General features: G+C 72.7%; 22 protein-coding genes and 1 tRNA gene. 6 read left to right on the top strand and 17 right to left on the bottom strand.

The annotated features are described in order from the left end of the window. Positions 1-36 precede the first annotated feature (36 nt). The 9 genes from ACFI33_RS03105 to ACFI33_RS03065 all read right to left on the bottom strand — a co-directional run bounded on the left by ACFI33_RS03105 (position 37) and on the right by ACFI33_RS03065 (position 10,106). The gene (locus ACFI33_RS03105; protein WP_148408381.1) at positions 37-966 is read right to left on the bottom strand and encodes a spermidine synthase; all 930 of its coding nucleotides are present in this window, start codon (positions 964-966) and stop codon (positions 37-39) included. After that, complete coding sequence (locus ACFI33_RS03100; protein WP_145950570.1) at positions 963-1,526, bottom strand: GNAT family N-acetyltransferase; 564 nt, start codon at positions 1,524-1,526, stop codon at positions 963-965. The genes ACFI33_RS03105 and ACFI33_RS03100 overlap by 4 nt, the downstream gene beginning before the upstream one ends. Before the next feature lie 107 nt (positions 1,527-1,633). Further along, positions 1,634-2,011, bottom strand: coding sequence for a thiamine-binding protein (locus ACFI33_RS03095; RefSeq protein ID WP_036341543.1), 378 nt, complete (start codon positions 2,009-2,011; stop codon positions 1,634-1,636). Positions 2,012-2,042: 31 nt separating this feature from the next. Next, positions 2,043-3,383: an Nramp family divalent metal transporter gene (locus ACFI33_RS03090; protein WP_036341541.1), complete on the bottom strand. Its 1,341-nt coding sequence runs from the start codon at positions 3,381-3,383 to the stop codon at positions 2,043-2,045. Positions 3,384-3,467: 84 nt separating this feature from the next. Next, positions 3,468-5,213: a dipeptide ABC transporter ATP-binding protein gene (locus ACFI33_RS03085; RefSeq protein WP_127435224.1), complete on the bottom strand. Its 1,746-nt coding sequence runs from the start codon at positions 5,211-5,213 to the stop codon at positions 3,468-3,470. 2 nt (positions 5,214-5,215) lie between these two features. After that, a complete protein-coding gene (locus ACFI33_RS03080; RefSeq protein WP_036341535.1) occupies positions 5,216-6,208 on the bottom strand; it encodes an ABC transporter permease in 993 nt (330 codons plus the stop codon). Further along, the gene (locus ACFI33_RS03075; protein WP_036341532.1) at positions 6,205-7,209 is read right to left on the bottom strand and encodes an ABC transporter permease; all 1,005 of its coding nucleotides are present in this window, start codon (positions 7,207-7,209) and stop codon (positions 6,205-6,207) included. Before ACFI33_RS03075 ends, ACFI33_RS03080 begins: the two co-directional genes overlap by 4 nt. 136 nt (positions 7,210-7,345) lie before the next feature. After that, positions 7,346-9,028 (bottom strand): ABC transporter substrate-binding protein, encoded by a 1,683-nt coding sequence (locus ACFI33_RS03070; protein WP_036339106.1) that lies wholly within the window; start codon positions 9,026-9,028, stop codon positions 7,346-7,348. A gap of 154 nt (positions 9,029-9,182) precedes the next feature. Next, positions 9,183-10,106: a glycerophosphodiester phosphodiesterase gene (locus ACFI33_RS03065; RefSeq protein WP_036339109.1), complete on the bottom strand. Its 924-nt coding sequence runs from the start codon at positions 10,104-10,106 to the stop codon at positions 9,183-9,185. Between the two features lie 100 nt (positions 10,107-10,206). Between ACFI33_RS03065 and ACFI33_RS03060 the strand changes: the two genes are divergently transcribed. Beyond that, entirely contained in the window at positions 10,207-11,484 is a 1,278-nt protein-coding gene (locus tag ACFI33_RS03060) for a DUF445 domain-containing protein (RefSeq protein WP_127435421.1), read from the top strand. Positions 11,485-11,589: 105 nt separating this feature from the next. On the opposite strand, the gene ACFI33_RS03055 is transcribed toward ACFI33_RS03060, so the two are convergent. From ACFI33_RS03055 to ACFI33_RS03045, 3 genes are all read right to left on the bottom strand, one after another. Continuing rightward, the gene (locus ACFI33_RS03055; protein WP_127435420.1) at positions 11,590-12,489 is read right to left on the bottom strand and encodes a hypothetical protein; all 900 of its coding nucleotides are present in this window, start codon (positions 12,487-12,489) and stop codon (positions 11,590-11,592) included. Positions 12,490-12,522: 33 nt separating this feature from the next. Next, complete coding sequence (locus tag ACFI33_RS03050; protein ID WP_127435419.1) at positions 12,523-13,248, bottom strand: alpha/beta hydrolase; 726 nt, start codon at positions 13,246-13,248, stop codon at positions 12,523-12,525. 62 nt (positions 13,249-13,310) lie between these two features. Further along, a tRNA-Lys gene (locus ACFI33_RS03045) sits at positions 13,311-13,383 on the bottom strand. 159 nt (positions 13,384-13,542) lie between these two features. Between ACFI33_RS03045 and ACFI33_RS03040 the strand changes: the two genes are divergently transcribed. The 3 genes from ACFI33_RS03040 to ACFI33_RS03030 all read left to right on the top strand — a co-directional run bounded on the left by ACFI33_RS03040 (position 13,543) and on the right by ACFI33_RS03030 (position 16,024). Beyond that, on the top strand, positions 13,543-14,217 hold the full coding sequence (locus ACFI33_RS03040) for a hypothetical protein (protein ID WP_152743585.1): 675 nt from the start codon (positions 13,543-13,545) through the stop codon (positions 14,215-14,217). A gap of 139 nt (positions 14,218-14,356) precedes the next feature. Further along, positions 14,357-14,983, top strand: coding sequence for a hypothetical protein (locus ACFI33_RS03035; RefSeq protein WP_036339118.1), 627 nt, complete (start codon positions 14,357-14,359; stop codon positions 14,981-14,983). A 15-nt stretch (positions 14,984-14,998) separates the two neighbouring features. Continuing rightward, positions 14,999-16,024 (top strand): inorganic phosphate transporter, encoded by a 1,026-nt coding sequence (locus tag ACFI33_RS03030; RefSeq protein ID WP_002856097.1) that lies wholly within the window; start codon positions 14,999-15,001, stop codon positions 16,022-16,024. Positions 16,025-16,117: 93 nt separating this feature from the next. Here ACFI33_RS03030 and pstB read toward each other — a convergent pair whose 3' ends face one another. From pstB to pstS, 4 genes are all read right to left on the bottom strand, one after another. Beyond that, positions 16,118-16,897, bottom strand: coding sequence for a phosphate ABC transporter ATP-binding protein PstB (gene pstB, locus ACFI33_RS03025; RefSeq protein WP_036314853.1), 780 nt, complete (start codon positions 16,895-16,897; stop codon positions 16,118-16,120). 86 nt (positions 16,898-16,983) lie between these two features. After that, positions 16,984-18,069, bottom strand: a complete 1,086-nt coding sequence (pstA, locus tag ACFI33_RS03020; RefSeq protein WP_330872674.1) for a phosphate ABC transporter permease PstA — start codon at positions 18,067-18,069, stop codon at positions 16,984-16,986. A gap of 97 nt (positions 18,070-18,166) precedes the next feature. Continuing rightward, positions 18,167-19,123, bottom strand: a complete 957-nt coding sequence (pstC, locus tag ACFI33_RS03015) for a phosphate ABC transporter permease subunit PstC (protein ID WP_036314850.1) — start codon at positions 19,121-19,123, stop codon at positions 18,167-18,169. 134 nt (positions 19,124-19,257) lie between these two features. Continuing rightward, entirely contained in the window at positions 19,258-20,370 is a 1,113-nt protein-coding gene (gene pstS, locus ACFI33_RS03010) for a phosphate ABC transporter substrate-binding protein PstS (RefSeq protein WP_127435315.1), read from the bottom strand. Between the two features lie 226 nt (positions 20,371-20,596). Between pstS and ACFI33_RS03005 the strand changes: the two genes are divergently transcribed. Beyond that, positions 20,597-21,766: an FUSC family protein gene (locus tag ACFI33_RS03005; protein ID WP_036314845.1), complete on the top strand. Its 1,170-nt coding sequence runs from the start codon at positions 20,597-20,599 to the stop codon at positions 21,764-21,766. An 89-nt stretch (positions 21,767-21,855) separates the two neighbouring features. After that, complete coding sequence (radA, locus tag ACFI33_RS03000) at positions 21,856-23,292, top strand: DNA repair protein RadA (RefSeq protein ID WP_061873059.1); 1,437 nt, start codon at positions 21,856-21,858, stop codon at positions 23,290-23,292. A 13-nt stretch (positions 23,293-23,305) separates the two neighbouring features. Here radA and ACFI33_RS02995 read toward each other — a convergent pair whose 3' ends face one another. Beyond that, entirely contained in the window at positions 23,306-24,169 is an 864-nt protein-coding gene (locus tag ACFI33_RS02995; RefSeq protein ID WP_036339123.1) for a hypothetical protein, read from the bottom strand. Positions 24,170-24,202: the final 33 nt, after the last annotated feature.

The following is a 24,202-nucleotide window of genomic DNA, read 5'->3' as shown; positions in this document are numbered from 1 at the left end:
CGGCCGAGTGCCTCCAGTCTACGCCTCGGAGCCCGTCTACGCCTCGGAGCCCGGGACGAGCCCCGTGATCCCGGGCGAGACGCCCGCGGGGAAGCCGCGTGGATCCTCCGTGAGCCGGGCCGGGAAGGCGTCCATGCGCAGGGCGCGGGCCAGGCGGTCGCGGGGGTCGGAGCCGGGCGGGGCGTCCGCGGCGGGGCGGGCCACGGGGGCGTCCGAGGCCGCCACGATGACGTTGCCGCGGCGCCGCCCCTTGAGCATGGGCGGATCCGCGATCACCTCAACGTGCTCGAACGCGGCGACGACGGCAGCCACGTCCGCCCGCACCGACGTCAGGTCCGGCCCGCCGCCCACGTTGAGCACGTACAGCCCGCCCGGGGCGAGGACCCGCGCGGCGGCGCGGGCCGCGTCCAGGCCGGTGAGGCCCGGCGGGGTGATGTGGCGGGCACCGGTCAGGTCCGTGGGGTCCGGGGCGAAGACGTCGCGGATGATCAGGTCGCGGCTGGCCGGGTGGGCCGTGGCCAGGACCTCGGCGGCGTCTGCCACGCGGATGCGCAGGGCCGGGGCGCGGGGCAGGCCGAAGCGCTCGCGGGCGAGGGCGGCCAGGCCGGCGTCGATCTCCACCGCGGTCTGGTGGGAGCCCGGGTACGCGTGGTCCACCCAGCGGGCGAGCGCGCAGCCCGCGCCGCCCAGGTGCAGGGCCCGCAGCGGCGTGGGCTCCGGCCAGTGCGCCCGGACGGCCGCGGCGGCCCAGCGCATGTACTCGAAGGCCATGCGTTCGGGGCGCTCGGGGTCCAGCGGCGAGGACTCGACGCCGTTGACGTAGAGGATGAACGCGTCCGGCTCGAAGGCGTCCTCGCGGATCTCGGCGGTGCCGTGGGTGATCGCGTGGACGCCCGGCTCGATCCCGGCGGGGCCGGCGGATCCGCCCGCGGCCCGGCCCCGGCGCGCCGATGACCGGCGACTCACGCCGCACCGCCGTCGTGCGGGCGACGGCGCACCATCAGCTGCTCGTGCAGGCCGGCCCACGGGCCGGTCATCGGCTCCGGCGCCCCCACGGCCGCGAACCCGTGCTTGGCGTAGAACGCCACGGCCCGCGGATTCTCGGCGAGGACGCGCAGCATCGCGGGGCGGTCCCCGACGACGGCGTCCAGCAGGCGCGCTCCCAGGCCGGTCCCGTACGCCTCGGCCAGGACGTAGAGCACCATGAGCTCCACATCGGGCAGGTCGGCGGGCGATGCGGCCGCGTCGTCCGCGCCCGTCCGGCCCGTCTCCGCCGCCGAGCGACGCGGGCCCGCGAGCGCCACGCCGAGCAGCCGGCCGCCGTCGTCGGCGACCCAGAGGTCACGGTCCGGTCCGATCAGCGCGGTCCACGCGGGTACGTCCTCCGGGATCCGGGCCTCGATCGCGTCCAGGTACGCGGACGGCAGGAGCGCGCCGTAGGCCTCCCGCCACGACCGCGCCTTGACGCGCAGCAGCGCCTCGACGTCCCCGGGTGCGGCGGGGCGCACGGCCACGGGCTCAGGCACGGACTGCTCCTCCGGGCCGCCGGCGCGGCGGCCATGTCTCGAACGAAAGCGCCTCGACACGCCGCCGTTTCTCGAACGAAAGCGTCCGGGGGCAGCGGGGAGGGGGGTCACCCGGCGTCGCCGTCGTGCGGGGCCGGGGCGGCGCGCCGCTGCTCGTCCTCGGCGAGGGCCGACTCGAGACGCTCGAGCTTGCCGTCCAGCTCGCCGGTGTGGCCGGGGCGGATGTCCGCCTTCAGCACGAGCGAGACGCGGGAGCCGTACGGGGACACGGCGTCCACGGCGGCGCGCACGACCTCCATCACCTCGTCCCACTCCCCCTCGATCTCGGTGAACATCGAGGAGGTGCGGTGCGGCAGGCCGGAGGCGCGCACCACGGCGACGGCGGCCGCCACCGCCCGGTGCACGGACGCGGTGTCCGCGTCGCCGGGCAGGTGCTCGGCGTCGGCGGGTTGGCCGGAGGGGGCGACGGAGAAGGCGACGATCATGGCACCAGTGTGCCCCGCCCCCGCCGCCGGCTCACCCCCCGAGCACCGGCTGCAGGGCCTTGATCAGCTCGTTCACGCCGATCGCCACGAACACGGCCGCGGTCAGGCCCAACAGGGTGTTGCGGACCCAGCCGTTGCGGAACTGCCGCGGCACGTCCTTCTTGTTGTTGAGGAACAGCAGGGTCACGGCCAGGAACGGCATGAACAGGGCGCCGAGCGTGCCGTAGAGCAGGATCAGGAAGATCGGCCGGTCCAGGAACAGCAGCGCCATGGGCGGCAGGGTCAGCCACAGCAGGAAGAAGCGGCCGGGCTTCGAGGACAGCGACGGCGCGTCGTCCTGGTCCAGCTCCTCGGCGGGCCGGCGGAAGTTCGTCCAGAAGTCCGCGAACATCAACGAGACGCCGTGCCACACGCCCAGCAGGGAGGAGAAGGACGCGGCGAAGAATCCGATGAGGAACACCGTGGACCACACCGAGCCGTAGCGCTCGGCCAGCACGTCGCCGACGTCGAGCAGGCCCTTGTCGCCCGAGGAGATCGCCAGCCCCGCCGAGTGCAGCAGCTCCACGCCCATGACCATGGTGGCGATCACGAAGATGCCCGTGAGGATGTACGAGGTCGCGTTGTCGAACCGCATGACCTTCAGGTACTTCGGGACGTTCCAGCCCTTCTCGCGCAGCCAGTAGCCGTAGGCCGCGAGCGTGATGGTGCCGCCGACGCCGCCGGCCAGGCCGAGCACGTAGAACATGGCCTGGGGATCGCCGGAGGGCAGGCGCGGCACGAGACCGGCGAGGATCTCGCCCAGGTTCGGGACGGTCAGCGCCGCGGAGAGCAGCACCGTCACGAACATGACGCCGATCAGCACCGTCATGAGCCACTCGATGAGCCGGTACCTGTCCAGCCAGACCAGCCCCAGGCCGATCAGGCCCGAGGCGATCGCGAACACCTTGCTGTCCACCCCGGGGAACAGCGCCGCGAGCGGCAGGGCGGTGGAGGACATCGCCGTCGCCCCGTACACGATGCCCCAGATGAGGATGTACGGGCCGAAGTACCAGGACGTCCAGGCCCCGAGGGTGCGCCAGCCCTGGAAGATCGTCTTGCCGGTGGAGAGGTAGTAGCGGCCCACCCCCTCCACGAGCACGATCTTGAAGATCACGCCCAGCACCACGGCCCACAGCAGCATGTAGCCGTAGCGGGAGCCGGCGGTCAGGGTGGCCACCAGGTCCGCCGCGCCCACGCCCGTGGCCGCGGCGACGATGCCCGGGCCGAGGGAGTTCCAGCGCGGGCGGATCGGCGTCTCGTTCAGTTCGGCGTCGGTGAACCCGACGATGTCCGGGTTGTGCACGGGGCGCCCGGGGTTGACGGCGTGGGCCATGGGATGCTCCTGCGATCGGGGATGCGAGTGATGCAGCAAGTATCACGCACGGGAGCGATGCCGCTCACATCATTCTGCGGTGCTTCACACGTGCGTCCCGTCCGCCTCCACCGCGATCCCCAGCTCGTTGCCCGGGATCGAGGCGAGCAGCCGCCGCGTGTACGGGTGTCGGGGGTTGGTGAAGACCTCCTCGGAGCTGGCCGCCTCCACCACCTGGCCGTCCTTCATGACGCACACGTAGTCGGAGATGAGCCGCACCACCGCCAGGTCGTGCGAGATGAACAGGTAGCTCAGCCCCAGCTCGTCCTGCAGGCGGCGCAGCAGCGTGAGGATCTGGTCCTGCACGAGCACGTCCAGCGCGGAGACCGGCTCGTCGCACACGATCAGCTCGGGGTTCAGCGCGAGCGCCCGGGCGATCGCCACGCGCTGGCGCTGCCCGCCCGAGAGCTCGGCCGGGTACCGGCGGTGGAAGTGCGAGGGCAGGGCCACCTGGTCCATGAGCTCGAGCACGCGCGCCCGCCGCTGCCTGGCGTTGCCCCGCCGGTACGTCTGCAGCGGCTCCTCGATGATCCGTCCCACCGTGAACGAGGGGTTGAGCGAGGAGAAGGGGTCCTGGAACACGGCCTGCACGCGCTGCCGGAAGTCCTTGAGCCCCTCCCCCTTCAGCGCCAGCACGTCCTTGCCCTCGAAGCTGATCTCGCCCGAGGTCGGCTCGATCAGCTTGAGCAGCATGCGCGCCGTCGTCGTCTTGCCGGAGCCGGACTCGCCGACGATCGAGACGGTCTTGCCGCGCGGGATCTTCAGGGAGACGTCCTTCGCGGCGGTGAAGTCCTCGTGCCCGCGCACGGGGTAGACCTTCGTGAGGTCGCGGATCTCCACCAGCGGGGTGAGGTCCTGCTTCGCCAGGGCCACCGTGGTCAGGGCCGCGGTGTCGTCCTCGGCCAGGGCGGCGGGCGCGGGGTCGAAGGCCTCGGGCAGCAGGCGGGCCGCCGCCACCGACGGCGCGGCCGCCACGAGCGAGCGGGTGTAGGCGTGCTGCGGGTCCTCGAGGATGGCTCGCGCGTCGCCGGACTCCACCACGCGTCCGCGGTGCATCACCACGAGCTGCTGCGCCCGCTCGGCGGCGAGGCCGAGGTCATGGGTGATCAGCAGCACGGAACTGCCGAGCTCGCGGGTCATCTCGTCGATCTGGTCCAGGATCACCTGCTGCACCGTCACGTCCAGGGCGGAGGTCGGCTCGTCCGCGATCAGCAGCTGCGGCCGGCACGCCAGGCCGATGGCGATCAGCACGCGCTGGCGCAGACCGCCCGAGAGCTCGTGCGGGTACTGCTTGGCCCGTCGCGCGGGCTCGGGGATGCCGGCGCGCTCCATCACCTCGACGACGGCGGCCCCCACGTCCTTCTTCGTCGTCATGCCGTGGGTCAGCAGGGTCTCCCCGATCTGCTGCCCCACCCGGGTCACGGGGTTGAGGTTGGACATCGGGTCCTGCGGCACCAGCCCGATCCGGCGGCCGCGGATGCGGCGCATCCGCGACTCGGGCAGGCCCACGAGCTCCTCGCCCGCGAAGCGGACGGAGCCTGCCGTGACCCGGCCGTTGCCGGGCAGCAGGCCGATCGCGGCCATCGCGGTGGTGGACTTGCCCGAGCCGGACTCGCCCACGATCGCCAGCGTGCCCCCGGTCGGGAGCGTGAGGGACGCGCCCTCCACGGCCTGCACGGTGCCCTGCTGGGTGGTGAACTCCACGTCCAGGTCGCGGATCTCCAGCAGCGGGGCGCCGGCCGCGGGGGTCACGCCGGGGCCGGGCGCGCCGTCGTCGTGCTTGGGGTCCATGGTCAGCGCCTCCGGGAGGTCGGGTCGAGGGCCTCGCGCAGGGACTCGCCCAGCAGGGTGAAGCCGAGCGCGGTGATGGCGATGCACAGGCCGGGCAGGAACGCGAGCCACGGGTTGATGCCCAGCTCGGCCTGCGCGTAGGTGAGCATGCGGCCCCACTCGGCGGTCTCGGGGCGGCCGCCGCCGAGGCCGAGGAAGGACAGGGCGGCCGCGTCGATCACGGCCGTGGCCAGGGTGAGCGTGGCCTGCACGATCACGGGGCCCAGCGAGTTCGGCAGCACGTGGGACATCGTGATCCGCCCGCGCGAGAGGCCGAGGGTCTGCGCCGCGAGCACGTAGTCCGACCCCTTCTGCGTGAGCATCGAGGACCGCAGCAGCCGCGCGAACACGGGCACCTGCGCCACCCCGATCGCGATCATCACCGCGAACGGGGTCTGTCCGAGGATCGCCGCGATGGACACCGCCAGCAGCAGGTTGGGCACCGAGAGCAGGATGTCCACGACGCGCATCACGACGGAGTCCACCCAGCCGCCGAACGTGCCGGCCAGCAGGCCGAGCAGCATGCCGCCGGCCAGGCCGAACGCCGTCGAGACGACGCCGATGAGCAGCGAGGCCTGCGCGCCCCAGATCAGCTTGGAGAGCACGTCCCCGCCGAAGCGGTCCAGGCCCAGCGGGTAGCCGGCCACCTCGCCGGGGCCGGGCACGTGGGTGGGGCGGATCTCGCGCATGCCGGGTGTGGCCGTGCCCGCGTACGGGGCCAGCACCGGGGCGAGGACGGCCACGAGCACGAAGAGCAGCACGATCACGGCGCCGGCGATCGCCGCCGGGTTGCGGCGCAGCCGCTGGAACGCGGCGCCCCACACGGAGGTGCCGCGGGTGTCCGCGGCGGCCTCGGTGGTCGCCTGGGTCGCCCCGGCCTCGACGGGCGCCAGCGCGTGCTCGACGGCGTGCTCGGTGGGTCCGCCGCCGGGGCTGGGGGGCAGGTTCACGCTCATGAGACACGCACCCTCGGGTCGATGAGGCCGTAGGAGACGTCCACGACCAGGTTGATCAGCGAGTAGAGCAGGGCGATGAAGATGATGAAGCCCTGCAGCACCGGGAAGTCGAGCTGGAAGATCGCCTGCGCGAGGAACCGGCCGATCCCGTTGAACGCGAACACCGTCTCGGTGAGCACCGCCCCGGAGATCAGCAGGCCCAGCTGCAGGCCGAGCGTGGTGCTCACCGGCAGCAGGGCGTTGCGCATGATGAACCGGTCCCGGATCAGGCGCGGGGCCAGGCCCTTGGCGCGGGCTGTGCGCACGAAGTCCGCGTCCTGCACGTCCAGCACGGAGGCGCGGGTGATGCGCGCGATGATCGCCAGCGGGATGGTGCCCAGCGCGATGCCGGGCAGCACCAGGTGGGTCAGCGCGTTCAGGGCCGCGTCCCACTCGGCGGTGATGATGCCGTCCCACACGTAGAAGTTCGTGTAGTGGGTGGCGTCGATCCGCGGGTCCTGTCGGCCGTCGGTGGGCAGCCAGCCCAGCTTCACCGCGAACACCCACTTGAGGATGAACGCCAGGAAGAACACGGGCACCACCACGCCGATCAGGGACAGCACGACGGCGACGTCGTCCTGCCACCGGCCCACATGGCGGGCGGCCCAGTAGCCGAGCGGGATGCCGATGACCACCGCGAACACGATCGCGAAGATCGAGAGCTCCAGCGTGGCCGGGAAACGGTCCGCGAACTCCTCGACCACGGGCCGATTCGTCATGATCGAGGTGCCGAAGTCGCCGCGCAGCAGCCGCCCCATGTAGGTGACGTACTGCTCGAGCAGCGGCTTGTCGAAGCCGTACGCCGCGTTCACCCGGGCCACGGCCTCGGGGGTGGCGCGGTCGCCGAGCAGGGCGGTGGCGGGGCCGCCGGGCAGGCTGCGGACCCACACGAACAGCAGGACGGACAGTCCGAACAGGGTGGGGATCAGCAGCAGCAGGCGCTTGCCGATGAGTCTGAGCACGAGGGGCCTCCATGCCGGCGCGGGGGCCGGGCCGGTCGGTGCGAGGGACGGGCGGTGGCGGGCGGGCCGGCGACGACGGCGCCGGGGCGCGGCGCCGTCGTCGCCGGTGGGGCGGGTCGTCCCCGGCCCGCCGGGCTCACTCGGTCAGGTCGATCTCGTTGAAGACCTCGTCGTTGACCGGGCTCGCCGGGTAGGAGGCCACGCGCTTGTCGAAGGCCAGCGACGGGGCCGGGTGGGCGAGCGGGACCGCCGGGACGATCTCGGAGATCTGCTCGTTGATCTCCTGGTACTTCGGCGTCTGCTCCTCGAGCGTCGGGATCTGGCGGGCCTCCTCGAGGGCGGAGAACAGCTCCTCGTCGGTGAAGCCGAACTCGGGCTTCTCCTGGCCGAAGAACACGCCCACGAAGTTGTCCGTGTCGTTGTAGTCACCGGTCCAGCCGAGCAGGTGGATGCCGTGGTCCGAGGTGCCCTGCACCTGGTCGAGGTAGTCCGGGCTCCACTTGGCCGGCTTCGCGTTCACCGTGATGCCCACCTCGGCCAGCTGGCTCGAGAGGTTGGAGAACGCCTGCTCGGGGGTCGGCATGTACGGGCGCGAGACGCCGGTGGGGTAGTTGAAGTCAATCGTGAAGCCGTCCGGGTAGCCGGCCTCGGCGAGCAGCGCCTTGGCCTTGGCGGGGTCGTGCTCGTACGTGGTGACGTCCTCGCTGTACCCGTTCACGGACTTCGGGATGAACTGGGTGGCGGGCTCCGTGCCCTCGGGGAGGGTCTGCGCGATGAGGGCGTCCTTGTCGATCGCGTGGGCGATCGCCTGGCGCACCCTGACGTCCTGGAGCTCCTCCTTCTCCTGGTTCAGGCCCAGGTAGAGGATGGTGAACGGGTCGCGGGCCACCACGTTGAAGCCGGCCTCGGACAGGGCCGCGGTGTCCGCGGGGGCCACGAGGTCGTAGCCGTCGATGTCCCCGGCCTCGAGCGCCTGACGGCGGGCCACCGGGTCGTCGATCACGCGGAAGGTGATGTCCGTGACCTCGCCGCCCTCGCCCCAGTAGTCCTCGTTGGCGGTGAGCTTGACGTCCTCGCCCACGCTCCAGGACTCGAACTTGTAGGGGCCGGTGCCGGTGGGGTGGGCCCGGGCGTACTCGGACAGCTGGGGCGACTCGGCGGTGCCACCGACCTCGTCCGCCTTGTACTCCTCGAGCGCCTTCGGCGACTGCATGGCGAAGGCCGGCAGGGACAGGGAGGAGATGAAGCCCGCGAACGGCTGCGCCAGCGTGATCTTCACCTCGTGCTCGCCGGTGGCCTCGCACTCCTGGTAGACGGCGTCCTCGGGCTTGTCCGCGAAGCCGCGGAACAGCTTGCCGTAGTAGTACGAGAGGGTCTCCGACTGCTGGATGCCCGTGAAGTTGTACCAGCGGTCGAAGTTGGCGCACACGGCCTCCCCGTTGAACGGCTCGCCGTCGTGGAAGGTCACGCCCTCCTTCAGCTGGAACGTGTGGGTCAGGCCGTCCTCCGAGGACTCCCAGGACTCGGCCAGCAGCGGCGCGGGGTCCGCGGTGCCCGGCTTCGTGCCCACGAGGCCCTCGAAGATCTGACGGGAGACCCGGAAGGTCTCGCCGTCGGAGGCGAAGGCCGGGTCCAGGGTCTTCGGGTCGGAGGAGGCGGCGAAGATGAACGAGCCGTCCACTTGGGCGGCGTCGCCCCCGCCCGAGCCGCCGGAGCCGCCGCCGTCGCGCTGGCTCTGGGCGCAGCCGGTGACGAGCAGGGCGCCGGCCGCGGTGAGCGCGGCGGCGGACAGGAGTCGGTGACGCAGACGGGTGGCCATGGGGGCTCCTCCGGGAGAGGTCTCAGCCGAGACGCGGGTGCGAGGGGACCGCGCCGTCGGGTGTGACCTCGGGCACGCTCCTGGACGTGACTATAGCCACAAGCGCGGGCAGGAACGCAACGCAGGCCGCGTCTGCGCGTGCGGCACGGCGCCCTCAGGCCCCGGTGGGCACCCGCTCCCGACGCGCGGCGGCCCGCTCGCGGACCCAGCGCAGCACGTCCTCCGGACGGTTGGTGGTGAGCTCCTGCACCCCCTGGGCGAGGAGGAAATCGGCGTCCTCGCGCTCGTCGACGGTCCACACCCGCAGCCGCCGCCCCGCCGCCAGCCACGCCTTCACGTCCGCCAGGTGCTCCCGCACGTAGGCCACGGAGGGCCCCGCCATCCCGGCCCGGCCGCGCCAGACGAGCGCCTCGGACCCCGCCAGCGACTGACGCGCCGCCGCACGCACCGCCGCCCGGCTCAGCGGCCCCCGCGCGAGCCGGGTCGGCAGCTCCGTCGGCATGAGGTCCATCAGGGGGCAGAGGGGGTCCGTGCCGGCCAGCGGAGCCACGTGGCGCAGCGCGTCCGGATGGAAGCTCATGAGGGACACCTGCACCTGACCCACCCGGCCGGTCTCCGGATCCCAGCCGGCCCGCAGCAGCTCCCGCAGCACCCGCTCCTCGAGCTCATGCCCGAACGGGGAGGGATGCTTGAGCTCCACGGCCAGGCGCAGCGGCCGGTCCGCGGCCGTCGCGATCGCCAGGAGGTCGGCCAGGGTGAGCACCTGCTCCCCCGCGCCGCCGTACGCGGCGGGCGGCGTCGTCGTCGTGGTGGGCTCGGCCCCCGGGCGCCGGGCGTGCCACGAGACGACGTCGAGGCCGCGCAGACGCTCGAGCGTGTGGTCCGCGACGGCGCCGCGCCCGTCCGAGGTGCGGTCCACGGTGGGGTCGTGCCAGCAGACGACCTCGCGGTCCCGCGTGAGCTGGACGTCGCATTCGAGACCGTCCGCGCCCACGGCGAGGGCGTGGAGCATGGCGGCGCGGGTGTGTTCGGGGAAGGCGACGGAGGCACCGCGGTGGGCGATCACGAGGGCGGGCACGCCGCCAGGCTAGGGAGCGCGTGTGCCGACCACGTCACCGCAGGGTGCCCGGCTGGTTAACTGGTGGGGACCATTCGGTGCACGCGATCAGGAGCCTGCCGTGTCCTTCTCCCCCGACCCCGCCCAGCAGCTGCTCAGCGCCGGCGCCCTCGAACGCGCGGCGGGCCTGCGGCGCATGAAGGCCGTCGCCCTGGGGCTGCTCATCCTGCTGGCCGTGGTGTTCGTGGTCGCGTTCCCGTTGCAGGACGCCCACCCGGTGTGGGGCTACGTGCGCGCCGCCGCGGAGGGCGGCATGGTCGGCGCACTGGCGGACTGGTTCGCGGTCACGGCGCTGTTCCGCCACCCGATGGGTGTGCCCGTGCCGCACACCGCCCTGATCCCGCGGAAGAAGGACCAGCTCGGCGCCGCGCTGACCGAGTTCGTGCAGGAGAACTTCCTGGACTCGGAGGTCGCCCACGAGAAGGTCGACGGACTGAAGGTGGCCGAGGCCGCCGGCGGCTGGCTGCGCCGTGAGGAGAACGCGGCTCGCACCGCCCGGGAGATCGCGACGGCGGCCCGGGGCGCCATGGCCGCGGCCGACGACGACGCCGTCCAGGAGCTGCTGCGCCAGCTGATGGAACGCCACATGGTGGCCCCGGACTGGTCCCCCACGCTCGCAGGCGTGCTGGAGGACGTGGTGGCCGGACGGCACCACGAGCGCGTGGTGGACCTCGTGGTCGCCCACACCGGGGACTGGGTGGCCGCCCACCCCGAGCTGTTCGTCGAGACGGTGCGCCGTCGCTCCCCCGAGTGGAGCCCGGACCTCGTGGACCGCCTCCTCGCCGAGCGACTGCACGCCGAGACCCTCAAGTATCTCGCCGGCATCCGCCGCGACCGGCAGCACGAGGCCCGCCGCGCCGTCGACGACTGGCTCGACCGCCTCGCCGACGAGATGCGGAACGAGCCCGCCACCCGCGCCTCGGTGGAGCGGTTCAAGCGGAACCTGTTCGCGGACGAACGGCTGCGCGCGTGGGCCGGGCGGGCCTGGGTCTCCCTGCGGGACTCGCTCCTGGACGCGCTCGAGGACCCGTCCTCCGACCTGCATCGCGCGCTCGTGGCCGCCCTGCGCGACCTCGGCGCCCGCCTGCAGGAGGACCCCGAGCTGCGCGACCGCGTGGACGGCCACGCCCGCCGCGCCGCGGCGTATGCGCTGAGCTCCTACGGCCCGGCGCTCACCGGGGTGATCGAGGAGACGGTCGCCCGCTGGGACGGCGAGCAGACCGCGCGCACCCTCGAGCTGTTCGTGGGCAAGGACCTGCAGTTCATCCGCATCAACGGCTCGATCGTCGGCGCGCTCGCGGGCCTGGCGATCCACGGGGTGGCCACGCTGCTCCTCTGAGCCGCGGCTCCAGCCCCGCACTTTCGAACGTGAAATGGGGCGAATGGGCGCTTTCGAACGTGAGAGAGGGCCTCTCTCACGTTCGAAAGCGCGGGGGCGGGGCCGTCAGGCGGCGGGGTTGCCCTTCTTCTGCCTGTTGTCCTTCTCGTCCTTGCCGCCGGGCAGGGCGCGACGGATCGCGCCGAGGACGCCGCCGTCGTCCTTGGTGCCCTCCGGCTCCCCCTCGGCGCGCTCCCGCGCGGCGCCCTCACGGATCTCGCCGGGGATCACCATCGGCAGGGGGCCGAAGAGCTCCTTGGCGTTCTCCATCACGGCCTTGCCCATGGCGCGGTTGCCCACACCGCCGATCACGGCGCCCACGCCGAACGGCACGGCGCGGCCCACGAAGCCGGCGCCCTGCCGCAGGAGCATCTTGCGCATGAACGTCCTCTTGAGGCGATTCACCACGAACGCGCTGATGCCGGTGCCGGAGGCGGTGCCCGCGAGCGCGTTGAGGCTGGACTGCGGGTCGTAGGGACGGCCGGCCTTGGCGGCGGCCTCGCGGAGCAGCTCCTTGGCGTCGTCGCCGAGCATGAGGGCCATGACGAGGGCCTGGGCGCGCTGCGGGTCCTGCGTGGTGATGCCGTGCAGCTCGGCGAGGGACTGCGCGTAGAGGGCGGTGGCCTCCAGGAAGCCGACGACCGCGGCACCGGACAGGCCGAGAGCAGCCACGGTGCCGATGCCGGGGACGATCGCGGTGCCGCCCACGGCGGCGCCGGCCCCCGTGACGGTGGTCAGGTACTGCTGCCCCAGCCGCTCGGCGAGACGCTCCGGGCTCTCCCCCGGGTGCTTCGCCGCCATGCGCTGGATGTTCTTCAGGACCAGGGGGCGCTGGACCGCCAACACCGTGGAGAGGGCCTTCTCGAAGCCCTCCGTGGGCTCGCCGTTCTCATCGAGTGCCGACTTCAGCCCGAAGTCCTTCACCTTCCCGGACGCGTACCGGCCGATCGTCGAGTTCTTTGCCATGCGCGCCAGAGTATCGGCGCGCGATCCCCGCGGTCAGGACCCGGGCGTCGCCGCGCGCAGGGAATGCTCGAGGAAGATGCGCACGTCACGGACCTCGTCGGGGCCGGTCCCGTGCAGGATCCCGGGGTAGGTGCGCACGGTCAGGCGGGTGTGCTCCTCGGCCCACGCGCGGGTGTGGGCGACGGCGTCCGGATGGATCACGGGATCCTCGGCGTCCCGGCCCCAGAAGAACGGGCGCGGGCCCGGTCCCTCGGCCGGGGAGTCGAGCATGGCCAGCAGCTCGTTGTCGACGGCGAAGCCGCTCAGGCCCACACCGCAGGCGAACGCCTCGGGACGCAGACGCAGGACCGTCGTCGCCATGGCCATGCCCTGGGAGAAGCCGAGCACCGAGACCGTGCGGAAGCCGGCCGCCACGACCTCCTCGGCGGAGAGCACGTCGAACACGCGGTGGGCGGCGGCGAGCACCTGGGCGAAGTCGGACTGCAGCAGCAGGTCGAGCAGGAACCAGCCGTGCGCGCCGGGGTCGCCCGGGCTCTCGGAGGCCGTCTCGTCGATCTCGAAGCCGCCGCGCACCGCCAGGCCGGTGCACCGCTCCGGGAGCATCGGGAAGTGGCGGCGCGCCGCGCGGACCTCGTTGGAGCCGTACCCGTGGAACACGAGGACCAGGTCCGTGCCCGCGCGCTCCTCCGGCGGGCGCGACCACACCACGCTGTGGCCGGAACTGATCGTCTCGGTGACGGGTGTGGGCGTGGGGCTCATGGCTCCATCCTAGGGAGGGGCCCCTGACCGGGCGTCATGCCCGGTCAGGGGCCGCTTTCCGGTGGGCCCTGCGGGGATCGAACCCGCGACCGGCGGATTAAAAGTCCGATGCTCTGCCAGCTGAGCTAAAGGCCCTCACCCGCGGCCGACGACGACGGCGTGCGGCCGACGACGGCGACCCTCGCGGGTGCCCTCCAATGGTAGCCCAGGCGTGCGGGGCACTACCGTGGACGGGGCCGCCGCCTCCGGCGACCACATCCTCACCCCGATGCGCCCTCGAAGGGAGCCCCGCCCATGGCACGTCACCGCCTGCCCGCCGGCCGCGGCGCCAGCTCGAGCGCCTCGGGCGTCCTGCGCCCGCACCGGCCCCGCCTCTCGGAGCCGCAGGAGCTCACGCACTTCGCCGGCGGCGAAGACCCGCAGGAAGTGGCCGCGGCGGCCTCGCGCCTGGCCCACGCCCTCGTGGCCGGCGGCCGCGCGGAGGAGAACCCGGCCGTCGTCGAGCGGCTGGTCGGGCTGGTCCACGAGCTCGGCGTCGAGACGCTCGCGGAGCTGTGGGCGGACGCCCCGCCCGTCTCGCTCGCCGGCGCCCTGTGGCGCCTGTACGTGCTCCAGGAGGCGACGGCCCGCGACGGCGAACGCTGGGCCGCCTGGTACCGCGCCGGGCACGCCGCCTACGCCTCGCGCGTCGTGGCGGGCGCCGTCGAGCCGCCGGGGCCGGCCGAGCTGCGCCGCCTCACGGACACGATCCTCACGGGCGCCTACCGCTCCGAGATCGACGTCGCGTTCGAGCGCGCCGCGGCCTACGCCCGCGTCGTGGCCCTGGGCCAGGTCGAGCACGCCGAGGGCTCCGAGGCCGCCGCCCCGGACCGCGCCGCCGCCCTCACCCGCCGGGCCGCGCGCCTGGTCAGCACCGCCGACGCCCTGGAGGCGGCGGGTCGAGCGTTTCGGGACGGATCGCTAGACTGAAGGGGACGGCGCCGGGCCGCTGGTAACCCCGGGCTCCAACACACAGCCGCTGCGAGCGGCCTTCCGCCGAGAGGCGTTCCCGGTCCGGCGTCGTCGTCGACCCCTTCGCCACCCGTCGACGAGAGAGCGACCGCTGCCCATGTCCCCCCGCATGCCCTGGCTCGTCACGCGCGACACCCCGGCGCTGCGCCACATGGCAGACCTCGCCGAGGCCCTGCACCGGGCGGTGCACCTGGTGGCCCAGGTCGCAGGGACCCGCGGACCCGAGGCGGACCGTGCCGCCCGTGAGCTCGAGGAGCTCGACTCGTCCTCGAGCGCCACCCTCATGGCCTTCCTCACCGCGCTGCGCAGCGCCTACGTGACTCCGCTGCCTCGTCAGGACCTCTACCGGCTGGCCAGCGGCGTGCACGCGACCACCCGGCGCGTCGTGTCGGCGGGCGTGCTGATCCAACGGGCCGATCTGGAGGAGCTGCCGACGCACGCCCTCGACATCCTGGAGACCGTGGGCCGGCAGGCCGAGCTGCTCGCCCGCGGCGCCGCCGAGGTGCGCGACCTCGACGCCCTGGAGGCCACGTGGATGCAGCTGCTGCGCGCCTCCCGCCGCGCGGAGCGGGTCATGGTCGAGTGGCTCGCCGACCTCGGCATGGACCTGCTGCAGCGCGACTACAACCGCCAGCGCGAGGTCGCCTGGGCGCTGCACGCGGCGCTCGAGGCCCTCTCCCGCGTGAACATGGACCTGGGCATGGTGCTCGTCCGTGAGTCCTGAGCCGGTGGAGGCGCCGTGACCGCGGGGCTCGCCGTCGTCCTCGTGCTGCTGTGCGCCGTCGGCGCGCTGATGGGGTTCCGCGACGCCCCCAACGCCGCGGCGCTGCCTGTCCGGTACCGGGCGCTGACACCGCGCGGGGCCCTCCTCCTGACCGGAGCGGTCAACACCGTGGGCGCGCTGCTGGGCATCGGGCTCATCACGCTGAGCGTGCACTACTTCACCTCGCCCGCGGTGCGCAGCGAGATCGGCCCCCTGGCCGTGGGCGTGTCCTGCGTGGTGACCCTCGTGTGGGGTCTGCTGCTGTGGTGGCGGCGCCTGCCCGGCTCCAGCACGCACGCGCTGATCTCCGCGCTGGCGGGCAGCCACCTCGCCGTGCGCCTGAGTCTGGACATCGACGTCGCCCTCACCATCTTCGACCTCGTCCGCGCCGAGGTGCTGCTCAGCCTGCTGCTCTCGCCCCTGATCGCGTGGGCGCTCGCCCGCCTGCTCACCGCCCCCGCCATGCGGCTCGCCACCCGGGGCACCACGGTCAACGTCCAGCACCGGGCCCGCGTCGCGTTGGGCATCTCCGCCAGCGCCATGGCCATGGGCCACGGCCTGCAGGCCGGTCAGCGCATGGGGGTGCTGTGGGCCGCCGTGCTGGTGGGGTCCGGGTCCGTCCTGGCGCCGGACGCCCTGACGGCCGAGTTCGTGGGGGGCGCGTTCCTGTTCGCCCTCGCGGTCGGGCTCGGCACGCTGGGCGGCGCCTGGCGGATCGCCTGGACCCTCACCGAGCGTCTCGTGCGCCTCGACCCCCTGCGGGCGTCCGTGGCCGCCGTCATCCCCGCGGGCCTGCTGTTCGTCGGATCCCTGGTGTTCCACCTGCCCCTGTCCTCCACCCACACGGCGACGGCGGCCATCGTGGGCGCCGGCCAGACGCAGACCTACGCGTCCGTGCGCTGGCCCACCGTGCTGCGCGTGGTCGGCTGGTGGGTGCTCACGCCGGTGGCCTGCGCCCTTCTCGGCCTCCTCGGCACGCTGGCCCTCGTCCCGCTGGCCTGAGGCCGCGCCCGACGACGGCGGCCCGGCCCCGCAGACGCCGCGACCCCGCCCGGCGTGCGGCCGGACGGGGTCGGGGACGGAGCGCGGGGCGGCTCAGCCGAAGCGGCCGGAGACGTAGTCCTCGGTCTGCTGGCTCGAGGGGTTGTTGAAGATGACGTTGGTGTCGTCGTACTCGATCAGCTTGCCGGGCTTGCCGACGCCCTGGATGTTGAAGAACGCGGTCTTGTCCGCCACGCGCGCGGCCTGCTGCATGTTGTGCGTGACGATGATGACCGTGTACTCCTCCTTGAGCTCGTTGATCAGGTCCTCGACGGCGAGGGTGGAGATCGGGTCGAGCGCGGAGCAGGGCTCGTCCATGAGGATCACGTCGGGCTGCACCGCGATGGAGCGGGCGATGCACAGACGCTGCTGCTGACCGCCGGAGAGGCCGGAGCCGGGCTTGTCGAGGCGGTCCTTGACCTCGTTCCACAGGTTGGCGCCGCGCAGGGACTTCTCCACGAGCTCGTCCGCACGGGACTTGTTCAGGCGGGTGCCGTTGAGCTTGTAGCCGGCCAGCACGTTGTCCCGGATGGACATCGTGGGGAACGGGTTCGGGCGCTGGAAGACCATGCCGATCTGGGAACGGACGCGGACCGGGTCCACACCGGGCCCGTAGATGTCCTCGCCGTCGAGCAGGAGCTGGCCGTCCACGGTGGCGCCGGGGAGCACCTCGTGCATGCGGTTGATGGTGCGCAGGAAGGTGGTCTTGCCGCAGCCGGAGGGGCCGATGAAGGCGGTGACGGAGCGGGGGGCGATGTCGATGTTGACGCCCTCGACGGCCTTGAACTTGCCGTAGAAGACATCGACGTCGATGGCCTGGATGCGCTTGGACATGAGTGGTTCTGTTCCTTCGTGGAAGTCTCTGGGGGGGTGCGACGGGGTCGGGGCCGGCCGCCCGGGGGATTCCGGGCGGCCGGGCCTCACCGGCCCTGCTTGGGGGCGAACGCCTTGGCGATGAACCGTGCCGCCAGGTTGAGCAGCATGACGATGGTCACGAGCAGCAGGGCGGCTGCCCAGGCGCGGGCGGTCGAGGGGTCCGCCGCCGTGGGTGAGGTCGGGGCGACCAGCTGGCGGTAGATGTACACCGGCAGCGCGGTCATCCAGTTGTCGAACGGGTTCCAGTTGATGCTGGTGGCGAAGCCGGCCGTCACGAGGATCGGCGCGGTCTCGCCCGCCACGCGGGCGATGGCCAGGGTGACGCCGGAGGCGATGCCGGAGATCGCGGTGGGCAGGACCACCTTGGCGATGGTCTGCCACTTGCGCACGCCGAGGGCGTAGGCGCCCTCGCGCAGCTCGTTGGGCACCACACGGAGCATCTCCTCCGTGGATCGCACGACCACGGGGATCATGAGCACGGAGAGAGCGATCGCGGCCGTGAGACCCATCTGCACGGACTGCAGTGCGGTGGACTTGCTGCCGGTGACCAGGGTCAGGACCCACGTGATCGCGGCGTAGGCGAAGAGGCCGGCCACGATCGAAGGGATGCCGGTCATGACGTCCACGAAGAACACGATGGCCCGGGAGAACCAGCCGCCGCGGCTGTACTCCACCAGGTAGATGGACGTGAGCATGCCGATCGGCACGGAGATCAGGGTCGCGATGATCGTGATCACGACGGTGCCGATCAGGGCGTGGCCGAAACCGCCCGCGAGCCCGCCGGCGGGCTTGCCGTCCTCCACCCACGCCGAGTCGTCGATGCCGGTGATGCCCTTCATGTCGTACGCCATGATCTGCGGGTTGGCGATCAGGGTCGGCAGACCGGCGGAGAGGACCGACCACAGCACGGAGACCAGCGGCACCAGGGCCACGAGGAACGCCAGCCACACGAGGTTGCGACACAGGCCGTCTGCGGCGCGGCGCCGGTTCTCCATCACGCGCGTGGCCACGTAGAGCCCCGCGATGTAGAGGATGGCGGCGATGATCACGAAACCGACCACGTTGAAGGCGCCGCTGAGCAGCACGGTCAGGCCGGCGGCGACGACGGCCGCGGCAGCTGCGACGGCCATCCAGGTCCAGCCGGGCTTCTGACCCTCGGTCAGGGAATGACGCCGCGGCGTCACGCTGTCCTCGGTGGCCCGGGGAGAAGTCGAGACAGTGCTCATGTCAGTTGGCTCCCGAGAATTCCTTGTGCTTGCTCACGATCGCGCGGGCGATCATGTTCACCACGAGGGTGATGATGAAGAGCATGAGACCGGCAGCGATCAGCTCGTGCAGGCGCATGTTGAACGCCTCGGGGAAGTTGAGCGCGATCTCCGACGGGATCGTCTGGTTCCTGCCGGACTCCACGAGCGACCAGGAGAAGACGCCGCCGGAGAGCACCATGGTGACCGCCATGGTCTCGCCGAGCGCGCGGCCGAGGCCGAGCATGATCGAGGAGACGATGCCGGCCCGGGCGAACGGGAACACGGTCATCTTGATCATCTCCCAGCGCGTGGCGCCGAGGCCGAGCGCGGCCTCCTCGTGGAGCTTCGGGGTCTGGGTGAAGATCTCACGGCAGAGCGCGGTGATGATCGGCAGGACCATCACGGCCAGCACGACGCCCGAGGTCAGCAGGGTACGGCCCGTGGTGGTGGCCGAGCCGCCGAAGAACGGGATGAAGCCCAGGTTCTCGTTGAGCCAGCCGTAGATCGGCACCATCAGCGGAGCGAGCGTCAGCCAGCCCCACACGCCGTAGACCACGGAGGGGATCGCGGCCAGCAGATCGATCACGAAGCCCACCGACTGCGCGATGCGCGGGGGCGCATAGTGCGAGATGAACAGGGCGACACCGATCGCGACCGGGGTGGCGATGAGCAGAGCGATGATCGACACCATCACGGTGCCGGCCATGAGCGGCCACACGTACTGGAAGAAGGAGTCCGCAGACACGAGCTCCGCGCCCGGCTGCAGGGCAGGCCATGCCTCCGTCAGGAGGAAGACCGCCACGAAGGCGAGCACGAGCAGGATCAGGACGGCGGCCGCCAGGGCCCCGCCGGAGAGGAGCTTGTCTCCGGCGGCTCCGCGGCGGGGGCCGCGCAGGCTGGACGGCTTCGGTGCCGCTTCGTTGGTGGTTGAGGACACAGTGCCTTCCCTCGGATCGACGTGCATGGTGATGGACGGGCCGCGACGAACGAGCGCCCTGACGCGGCTTCAGCCGCCGGGCCCGTGGGGCCCGGCGGCCGAAGCGACGGTGGGTCAGCCGACAAGAAGCGACATCAGCCCTTGACCGAGATGGCCTCGATGCGCTCCATGGCCTTCTTGCGGGTTTCCTCGGAGATCGGGGCGTTGCCCGCGGACTTCTCGGCGGTCTTCTGACCGTCCTCGGACACGACGTACTCGGCGAAGGTCTTGACCTGGTCCACGGTCTCCTGCGACTCGTACTGGTTGCAGTAGATGTGGTAGGAGACCAGCACGACGGGGTACACGCCGGACTCGTCGGTGGCGCGGTCGAGCTCGATCGAGCCGTCCTCCTTGGCCTCGGACTTCTCGACGGTGGCGGCCGCGGCCTCGGCGGAGTACTTCACGTACTCCTCGCCGACCTTCACGGACACGGTGCCCAGCTCGCCCACGGCGGAGGCGTCGGCGTAGGTGATGGCGCCCTCGGTCTGGGAGGCCAGGCCCACGACACCCTTGGTGCCCTGGGCGGACTCGGCGGTGATGTCGGACGGCCAGGTCTCGACCTCGTCGTAGGACCAGGCATCGCCGGCGGCCTCGGTGAGGTAGGCGGTGAAGTTCTCGGTGGTGCCCGAGTCGTCGGAGCGGTGCACGACGGTGATCGGGGTGTCGGGCAGCTCGACGCCCTCGTTCTGCGCGGCGATGGCCTCGTCGTTCCAGTTCTTGATCTCGCCGGAGAACACCTTGGCGATGGTCTCGGCGTCCATCTTGACCTCATCGACGCCCGGCAGGTTGTAGGCCACGGCGATCGGGGAGATGTAGGCCGGCACGTGGAACGCACCCTCGTCGCCGCAGTTCTCCTTGGCGGACTCAGCCTCCTCCTCCTTGAGGGCGGCGTCGGAGCCGGCGAAGGAGGTGGCACCGGCGAGGAACTTCTCACGACCGGCACCGGAGCCGTCCGGGGAGTACTGCACGGTCAGGTTCGGAGCGATCTCGGTGACACCCTGGGTCCAGGCGGTCATGGCCGCCTCCTGCGAGGAGGCGCCGGCGCCGACCAGGTTGCCCTGGACCTCGGAGGTGGTGCCCTGCTCGCCGCTGGCGGAGCCGGAGGCATCGGAGCCGCCGTTGCCGCTGTCCGCGGAGGAGCAGGCGGTCAGGGCGATGGCGGCCACGGACAGGAGGGCGGCGGAGCGGCCGAAGCGGTGAGCCTTCACGAAGAGCCTCTTTCAATCGGATGACGACGGTGAGGGCAGAGCGTCCGGCTGGCCCGGTTCTGCACCGCACCCGACCGTACGGTCCAGAGGTGAATCGAGTGCTCGGCCGGGGTGAACAGATGGTGAACGGGAGCGGCATTCGCAGGAATGATCTGTGCCGTGGACCACAATGCTTGGTTGAGCCTCGCACGGCGAGGGCTCCCCGGCGTCGGACTAGGCTGGCCGCATGACGGACCGCTTCGCCACCGCCACGGGCACGGTGCCGATGGTCGACCCCCAGACCCGCGGGGAACGTCTCGGCCGCTTCCTGCGTCGGCGCGCCCGTGCGGGCTGGTCCCGCGTCCGCTCCTCCGTGGGCCAGGCCGCCCTCGTCGCTGTCTGCGCGGTGGGCGCCTACTGGTTCGCGGAGGCCGTCCTGGGCCACCAGCAGCCCCTGTTCGCCTCCACCGCCCTGCTGATCGCCCTCGGCTTCCAACGGGAGCCGAAGCTGCGCAAGGTGGCCGAGGTCGCCGTCGGCTGCACCGTCGGCATCCTGATCGGGGACCTGCTCATGGTCGGGCTCGGCCGCGGCCTGTGGCAGGCCTCGGTGGTCCTGTTCGTGTCCGTGATGGTGGCCCGGTTCCTGGACTCCGGCGCCACATTCACGATGCAGATGTCCCTGCAGTCCGTCCTCGTGGTCCTCCTGCCCACCGGCACGGGAGGGCCGTTCGTCCGCAGCCAGGACGCGATCGTGGGCGGCGTCCTGGCCCTGCTCGTCACGTTCCTCTCGCCCCAGGACGTACGCCGTCCCGCGGTGCGTCAGCTGGGTGGACTCTACGACTCGATCGCCACGGTGCTGCGCGACCTCTCCCGGGCCCTGCGGGAGGACGACTCCCGCACCGCCTGGATGGCGCTGGTGGCCAGCCGCGGCATGCACACCACGCTGGAGGCGCTGCGCAAGGAGCTGCGCGTCACGCATGAGCAGACCGTGTTCAACCCGCTGCACCGCTCCTCGCGCTCCTTCGTGGAGGACGCGGTGAACGCGGCGGACCGCTCGGATCTGGCGGTGCGCTCCCTGCGGATCGTGGCCCGGCGGGTGGTCTCGGCCCTGGACGAGGGCGTGCTCGACGACGACGTCCGCGAGCGCCTGGCCGCCTGGTTCGACGACGCCGCGGACGCCGTCGAGATCCTGCACCGCTCCCTCGTGGAGCCCCAGGCCGAGGGCCGCCATCGCTCGCTGTCCGTGGCGCGGGACGCCCTGGGGGCGTCCGCCTCCGCGTTGGACCCGCACCAGCTGGGCGGCGGATCCGTGCACGGCGAGGCGCTCGTGATGCTGCTGCGGCCCATGATGGTGGACCTCATCGAGGCCACGGGCGCCGAGCACGACGAGGCGCGGGCCTACCTGCCCCGCGTCTGAGCCCGACGGCGGAGCGCGGCCCCGGCGGTCGACGGCGGGGCCGTGCGCGGGCCGGTTAACGCGTCCGCCCCGGCTCCTAGAGTGGGCGCATGGCCACCAAGACCGCCCCGAAGCGCGCCCCCGGATACCGCTGCACCGAGTGCGGCTGGACCACCGTGAAGTGGGTCGGCCGCTGCGGGGAGTGCCAGTCGTGGGGCACGGTCGAGGAGATCGGGCTGACGTCGACCACCGGCCGCACGCGCGCGGCCACGGTCGCGGAGGTCGCGCCGCGCATCGCGGACGTGGACGCCACGCTGGCCTCGTTCCGCTCCACGGGGGTGCGCGAGCTGGACCGCGTGCTCGGCGGCGGCCTCGTGCCGGGCGCGGTGATCCTGCTGGCCGGCGAGCCGGGCATCGGCAAGTCCACGCTGCTGTTGGACGTGGCCGCCCAGACGGCGCGCGGCGCGGGAGGCGGCGGTCCGCGCTCGGTGCTGTACCTGACGGGTGAGGAGTCGGCGGCGCAGGTGCGCTCTCGGGCAGACCGGATCGGGGCGATCGCGGAGACCCTGCGTCTGACGGCGGAGACGGACCTGGGTCGGGCGCTGGGGCAGATCGAGCGGACGGACCCGGAGCTGGTGATCGTGGACTCCGTGCAGACCCTGCAGTCCACCGAGGTGGACGGGATCGCCGGGGGCGTCAGCCAGGTGCGCGAGGTGGCGGCCAGCCTCATCCGCACGGCCAAGGAGAAGGGGATCACCACGGTCCTGGTGGGCCACGTGACGAAGGACGGGACCATCGCGGGTCCGCGGCTGCTCGAGCACCTCGTGGACGTGGTCTGCCAGTTCGAGGGGGACCGCCACTCACGGCTGCGCCTGGTGCGTGCGGTGAAGAACCGCTTCGGGCCCACGGACGAGGTCGGCTGCTTCGATCTGCGGGAGGACGGCATCGAGTCCCTGGACGACCCCTCCGGTCTGTTCCTCTCGGGCGTCTCGGAGCCGGTCGAGGGCACGTGCGTGACGGTGACGCTCGAGGGCCGGCGCCCGCTCGTGGCCGAGGTGCAGTCCTTGCTCACCCCGTCCGCCGGCGGCAGCCCGCGCCGCACCGTCTCCGGCGTGGACGCGGCGCGCGTGAACATGCTCCTGGCCGTGCTCCAGCGCCGGGCCCGTTTCGCCCTCGCCCAGGACGACTGCTACGTGGCCACCGTGGGCGGCGTGCGACTCTCGGAGCCCGCCTCGGACCTGGCCGTGGCCGTCGCCGTGGCCTCGGCGAAGCTCTCGGCCCCCGTCCCGCAGGGGATGATCGCGGTCGGCGAGCTCGGGCTTGCCGGGGAGGTGCGCCCCGTGCCCGGCATCGGGCGACGGGTGCGTGAGGCTGCGCGGCTGGGCTTCACCCGCGCGCTGGTCCCCCGCTCCCCCGAGCCGCTCGGGGAGGTCCCGGCGGGCTTCACGGTGGCGGAGGTCGGCTCGATCGGCGAGGCCCTCGCCACGATCCCCACGTGGACCGGCGGCGGCCCGGCCGCGCGTCCGGAGGTCGGCCCCGGCCGCTGACGACGCGCCCGGCTCAGCGGGACGGCGACGGCGACGGGTCGGTGGTCGTGGCCGGTGCCGCGGACGGCGAGGCCGACGCCGATGCTGAGGCGGACGCCGAGGCTGAGGCCGACGCCGGAGCTGAGGCGGACGCCGACGGGGAGGCGCTGCCGCTCGAGGAGGGGGTGGCCGAGGAGGGGGTGGCCGAGGAGCCGCCGTCCTGGGCCCCCGGGGCGAGCTCCTCGAGGATCTTCAGCGCGACGGGGCGGGAGGTGACGTCGCCGAGGCTGACCGTCAGCAGATGGGGTCCGGGCTCCGCGAGAGCGCCGAGTCGGCCGCAGTCCTGGCTCGAGGCACGGCCGGACCAGCGGTACACGGCGGTGAGCTCCTCGTGCGGGTACAGCACCCGCTGGGCCTCCGCGGGGTCCGCCTGGCAGATGCGGGTGGAGAAGACGTCGTCGCCCTCGGCCGTGCGGATCCTGAACTCCTGTCGGGCCGTGCCCACATCCGTGCGGCACGGGGTCGAGGAGAGGTTCGTGATGCCCAGGCGCAGCTCGGCCTCCTCGCCCCGCTGGTACTCGGACCGGTCCGCGGAGGCGGTGATCCGCAGGTCCGAGGGCTGGCACTCGGCCGCGTCCTCGAGGGCCACGGTGGGCGAGGCGGAGCCGGACTCGGCGTCCGTCGCCGGGGCGGGCGACGGGGAGTGCACCGGCGTCGGGGCGGCGGAGGGGTCGGCGTCCTCGGAGGAGAAGGCGCCGATCCCGGCGCGGACGAGCGCCACGACGGCCCACCCCACCAGGAGCAGGAGCACGAGGGCGAGCAGGGCGGCCACGAGCCGCCGGCGGCGGTAGACGGCGGGGGACGGCTTCGACCCGGGGGAAGTCGGACGAGACGGCATGCGATCCAGGGTAGGCGGCGGCGCACCCTACAG

Source organism: Micrococcus sp. PSi08, from assembly GCF_054960655.1.
The sequence above is the reverse complement of the archived record's forward strand: the minus strand, read 5'-3'. Positions and strand labels throughout refer to the sequence as shown.

What these genes read in the sequence shown, in the direction of transcription:
- ACFI33_RS03095 (WP_036341543.1), bottom strand. Translation starts at nt 2,011, where the DNA reads ATGATCGTCGCCTTCTCCGTCGCCCCCTCCGGCCAACCCGCCGACGCC.
- ACFI33_RS03090 (WP_036341541.1), bottom strand. Translation starts at nt 3,383, where the DNA reads ATGGCCCACGCCGTCAACCCCGGGCGCCCCGTGCACAACCCGGACATC.
- ACFI33_RS03085 (WP_127435224.1), bottom strand. Translation starts at nt 5,213, where the DNA reads ATGGACCCCAAGCACGACGACGGCGCGCCCGGCCCCGGCGTGACCCCC.
- ACFI33_RS03080 (WP_036341535.1), bottom strand. Translation starts at nt 6,208, where the DNA reads ATGAGCGTGAACCTGCCCCCCAGCCCCGGCGGCGGACCCACCGAGCAC.
- ACFI33_RS03070 (WP_036339106.1), bottom strand. Translation starts at nt 9,028, where the DNA reads ATGGCCACCCGTCTGCGTCACCGACTCCTGTCCGCCGCCGCGCTCACC.
- ACFI33_RS03055 (WP_127435420.1), bottom strand. Translation starts at nt 12,489, where the DNA reads ATGGCAAAGAACTCGACGATCGGCCGGTACGCGTCCGGGAAGGTGAAG.
- ACFI33_RS03050 (WP_127435419.1), bottom strand. Translation starts at nt 13,248, where the DNA reads ATGAGCCCCACGCCCACACCCGTCACCGAGACGATCAGTTCCGGCCAC.
- ACFI33_RS03040 (WP_152743585.1), top strand. Translation starts at nt 13,543, where the DNA reads ATGGCACGTCACCGCCTGCCCGCCGGCCGCGGCGCCAGCTCGAGCGCC.
- ACFI33_RS03035 (WP_036339118.1), top strand. Translation starts at nt 14,357, where the DNA reads ATGTCCCCCCGCATGCCCTGGCTCGTCACGCGCGACACCCCGGCGCTG.
- pstB (WP_036314853.1), bottom strand. Translation starts at nt 16,897, where the DNA reads ATGTCCAAGCGCATCCAGGCCATCGACGTCGATGTCTTCTACGGCAAG.
- pstA (WP_330872674.1), bottom strand. Translation starts at nt 18,069, where the DNA reads ATGGCCGTCGCAGCTGCCGCGGCCGTCGTCGCCGCCGGCCTGACCGTG.
- ACFI33_RS03005 (WP_036314845.1), top strand. Translation starts at nt 20,597, where the DNA reads ATGACGGACCGCTTCGCCACCGCCACGGGCACGGTGCCGATGGTCGAC.
- radA (WP_061873059.1), top strand. Translation starts at nt 21,856, where the DNA reads ATGGCCACCAAGACCGCCCCGAAGCGCGCCCCCGGATACCGCTGCACC.
- ACFI33_RS02995 (WP_036339123.1), bottom strand. Translation starts at nt 24,169, where the DNA reads ATGCCGTCTCGTCCGACTTCCCCCGGGTCGAAGCCGTCCCCCGCCGTC.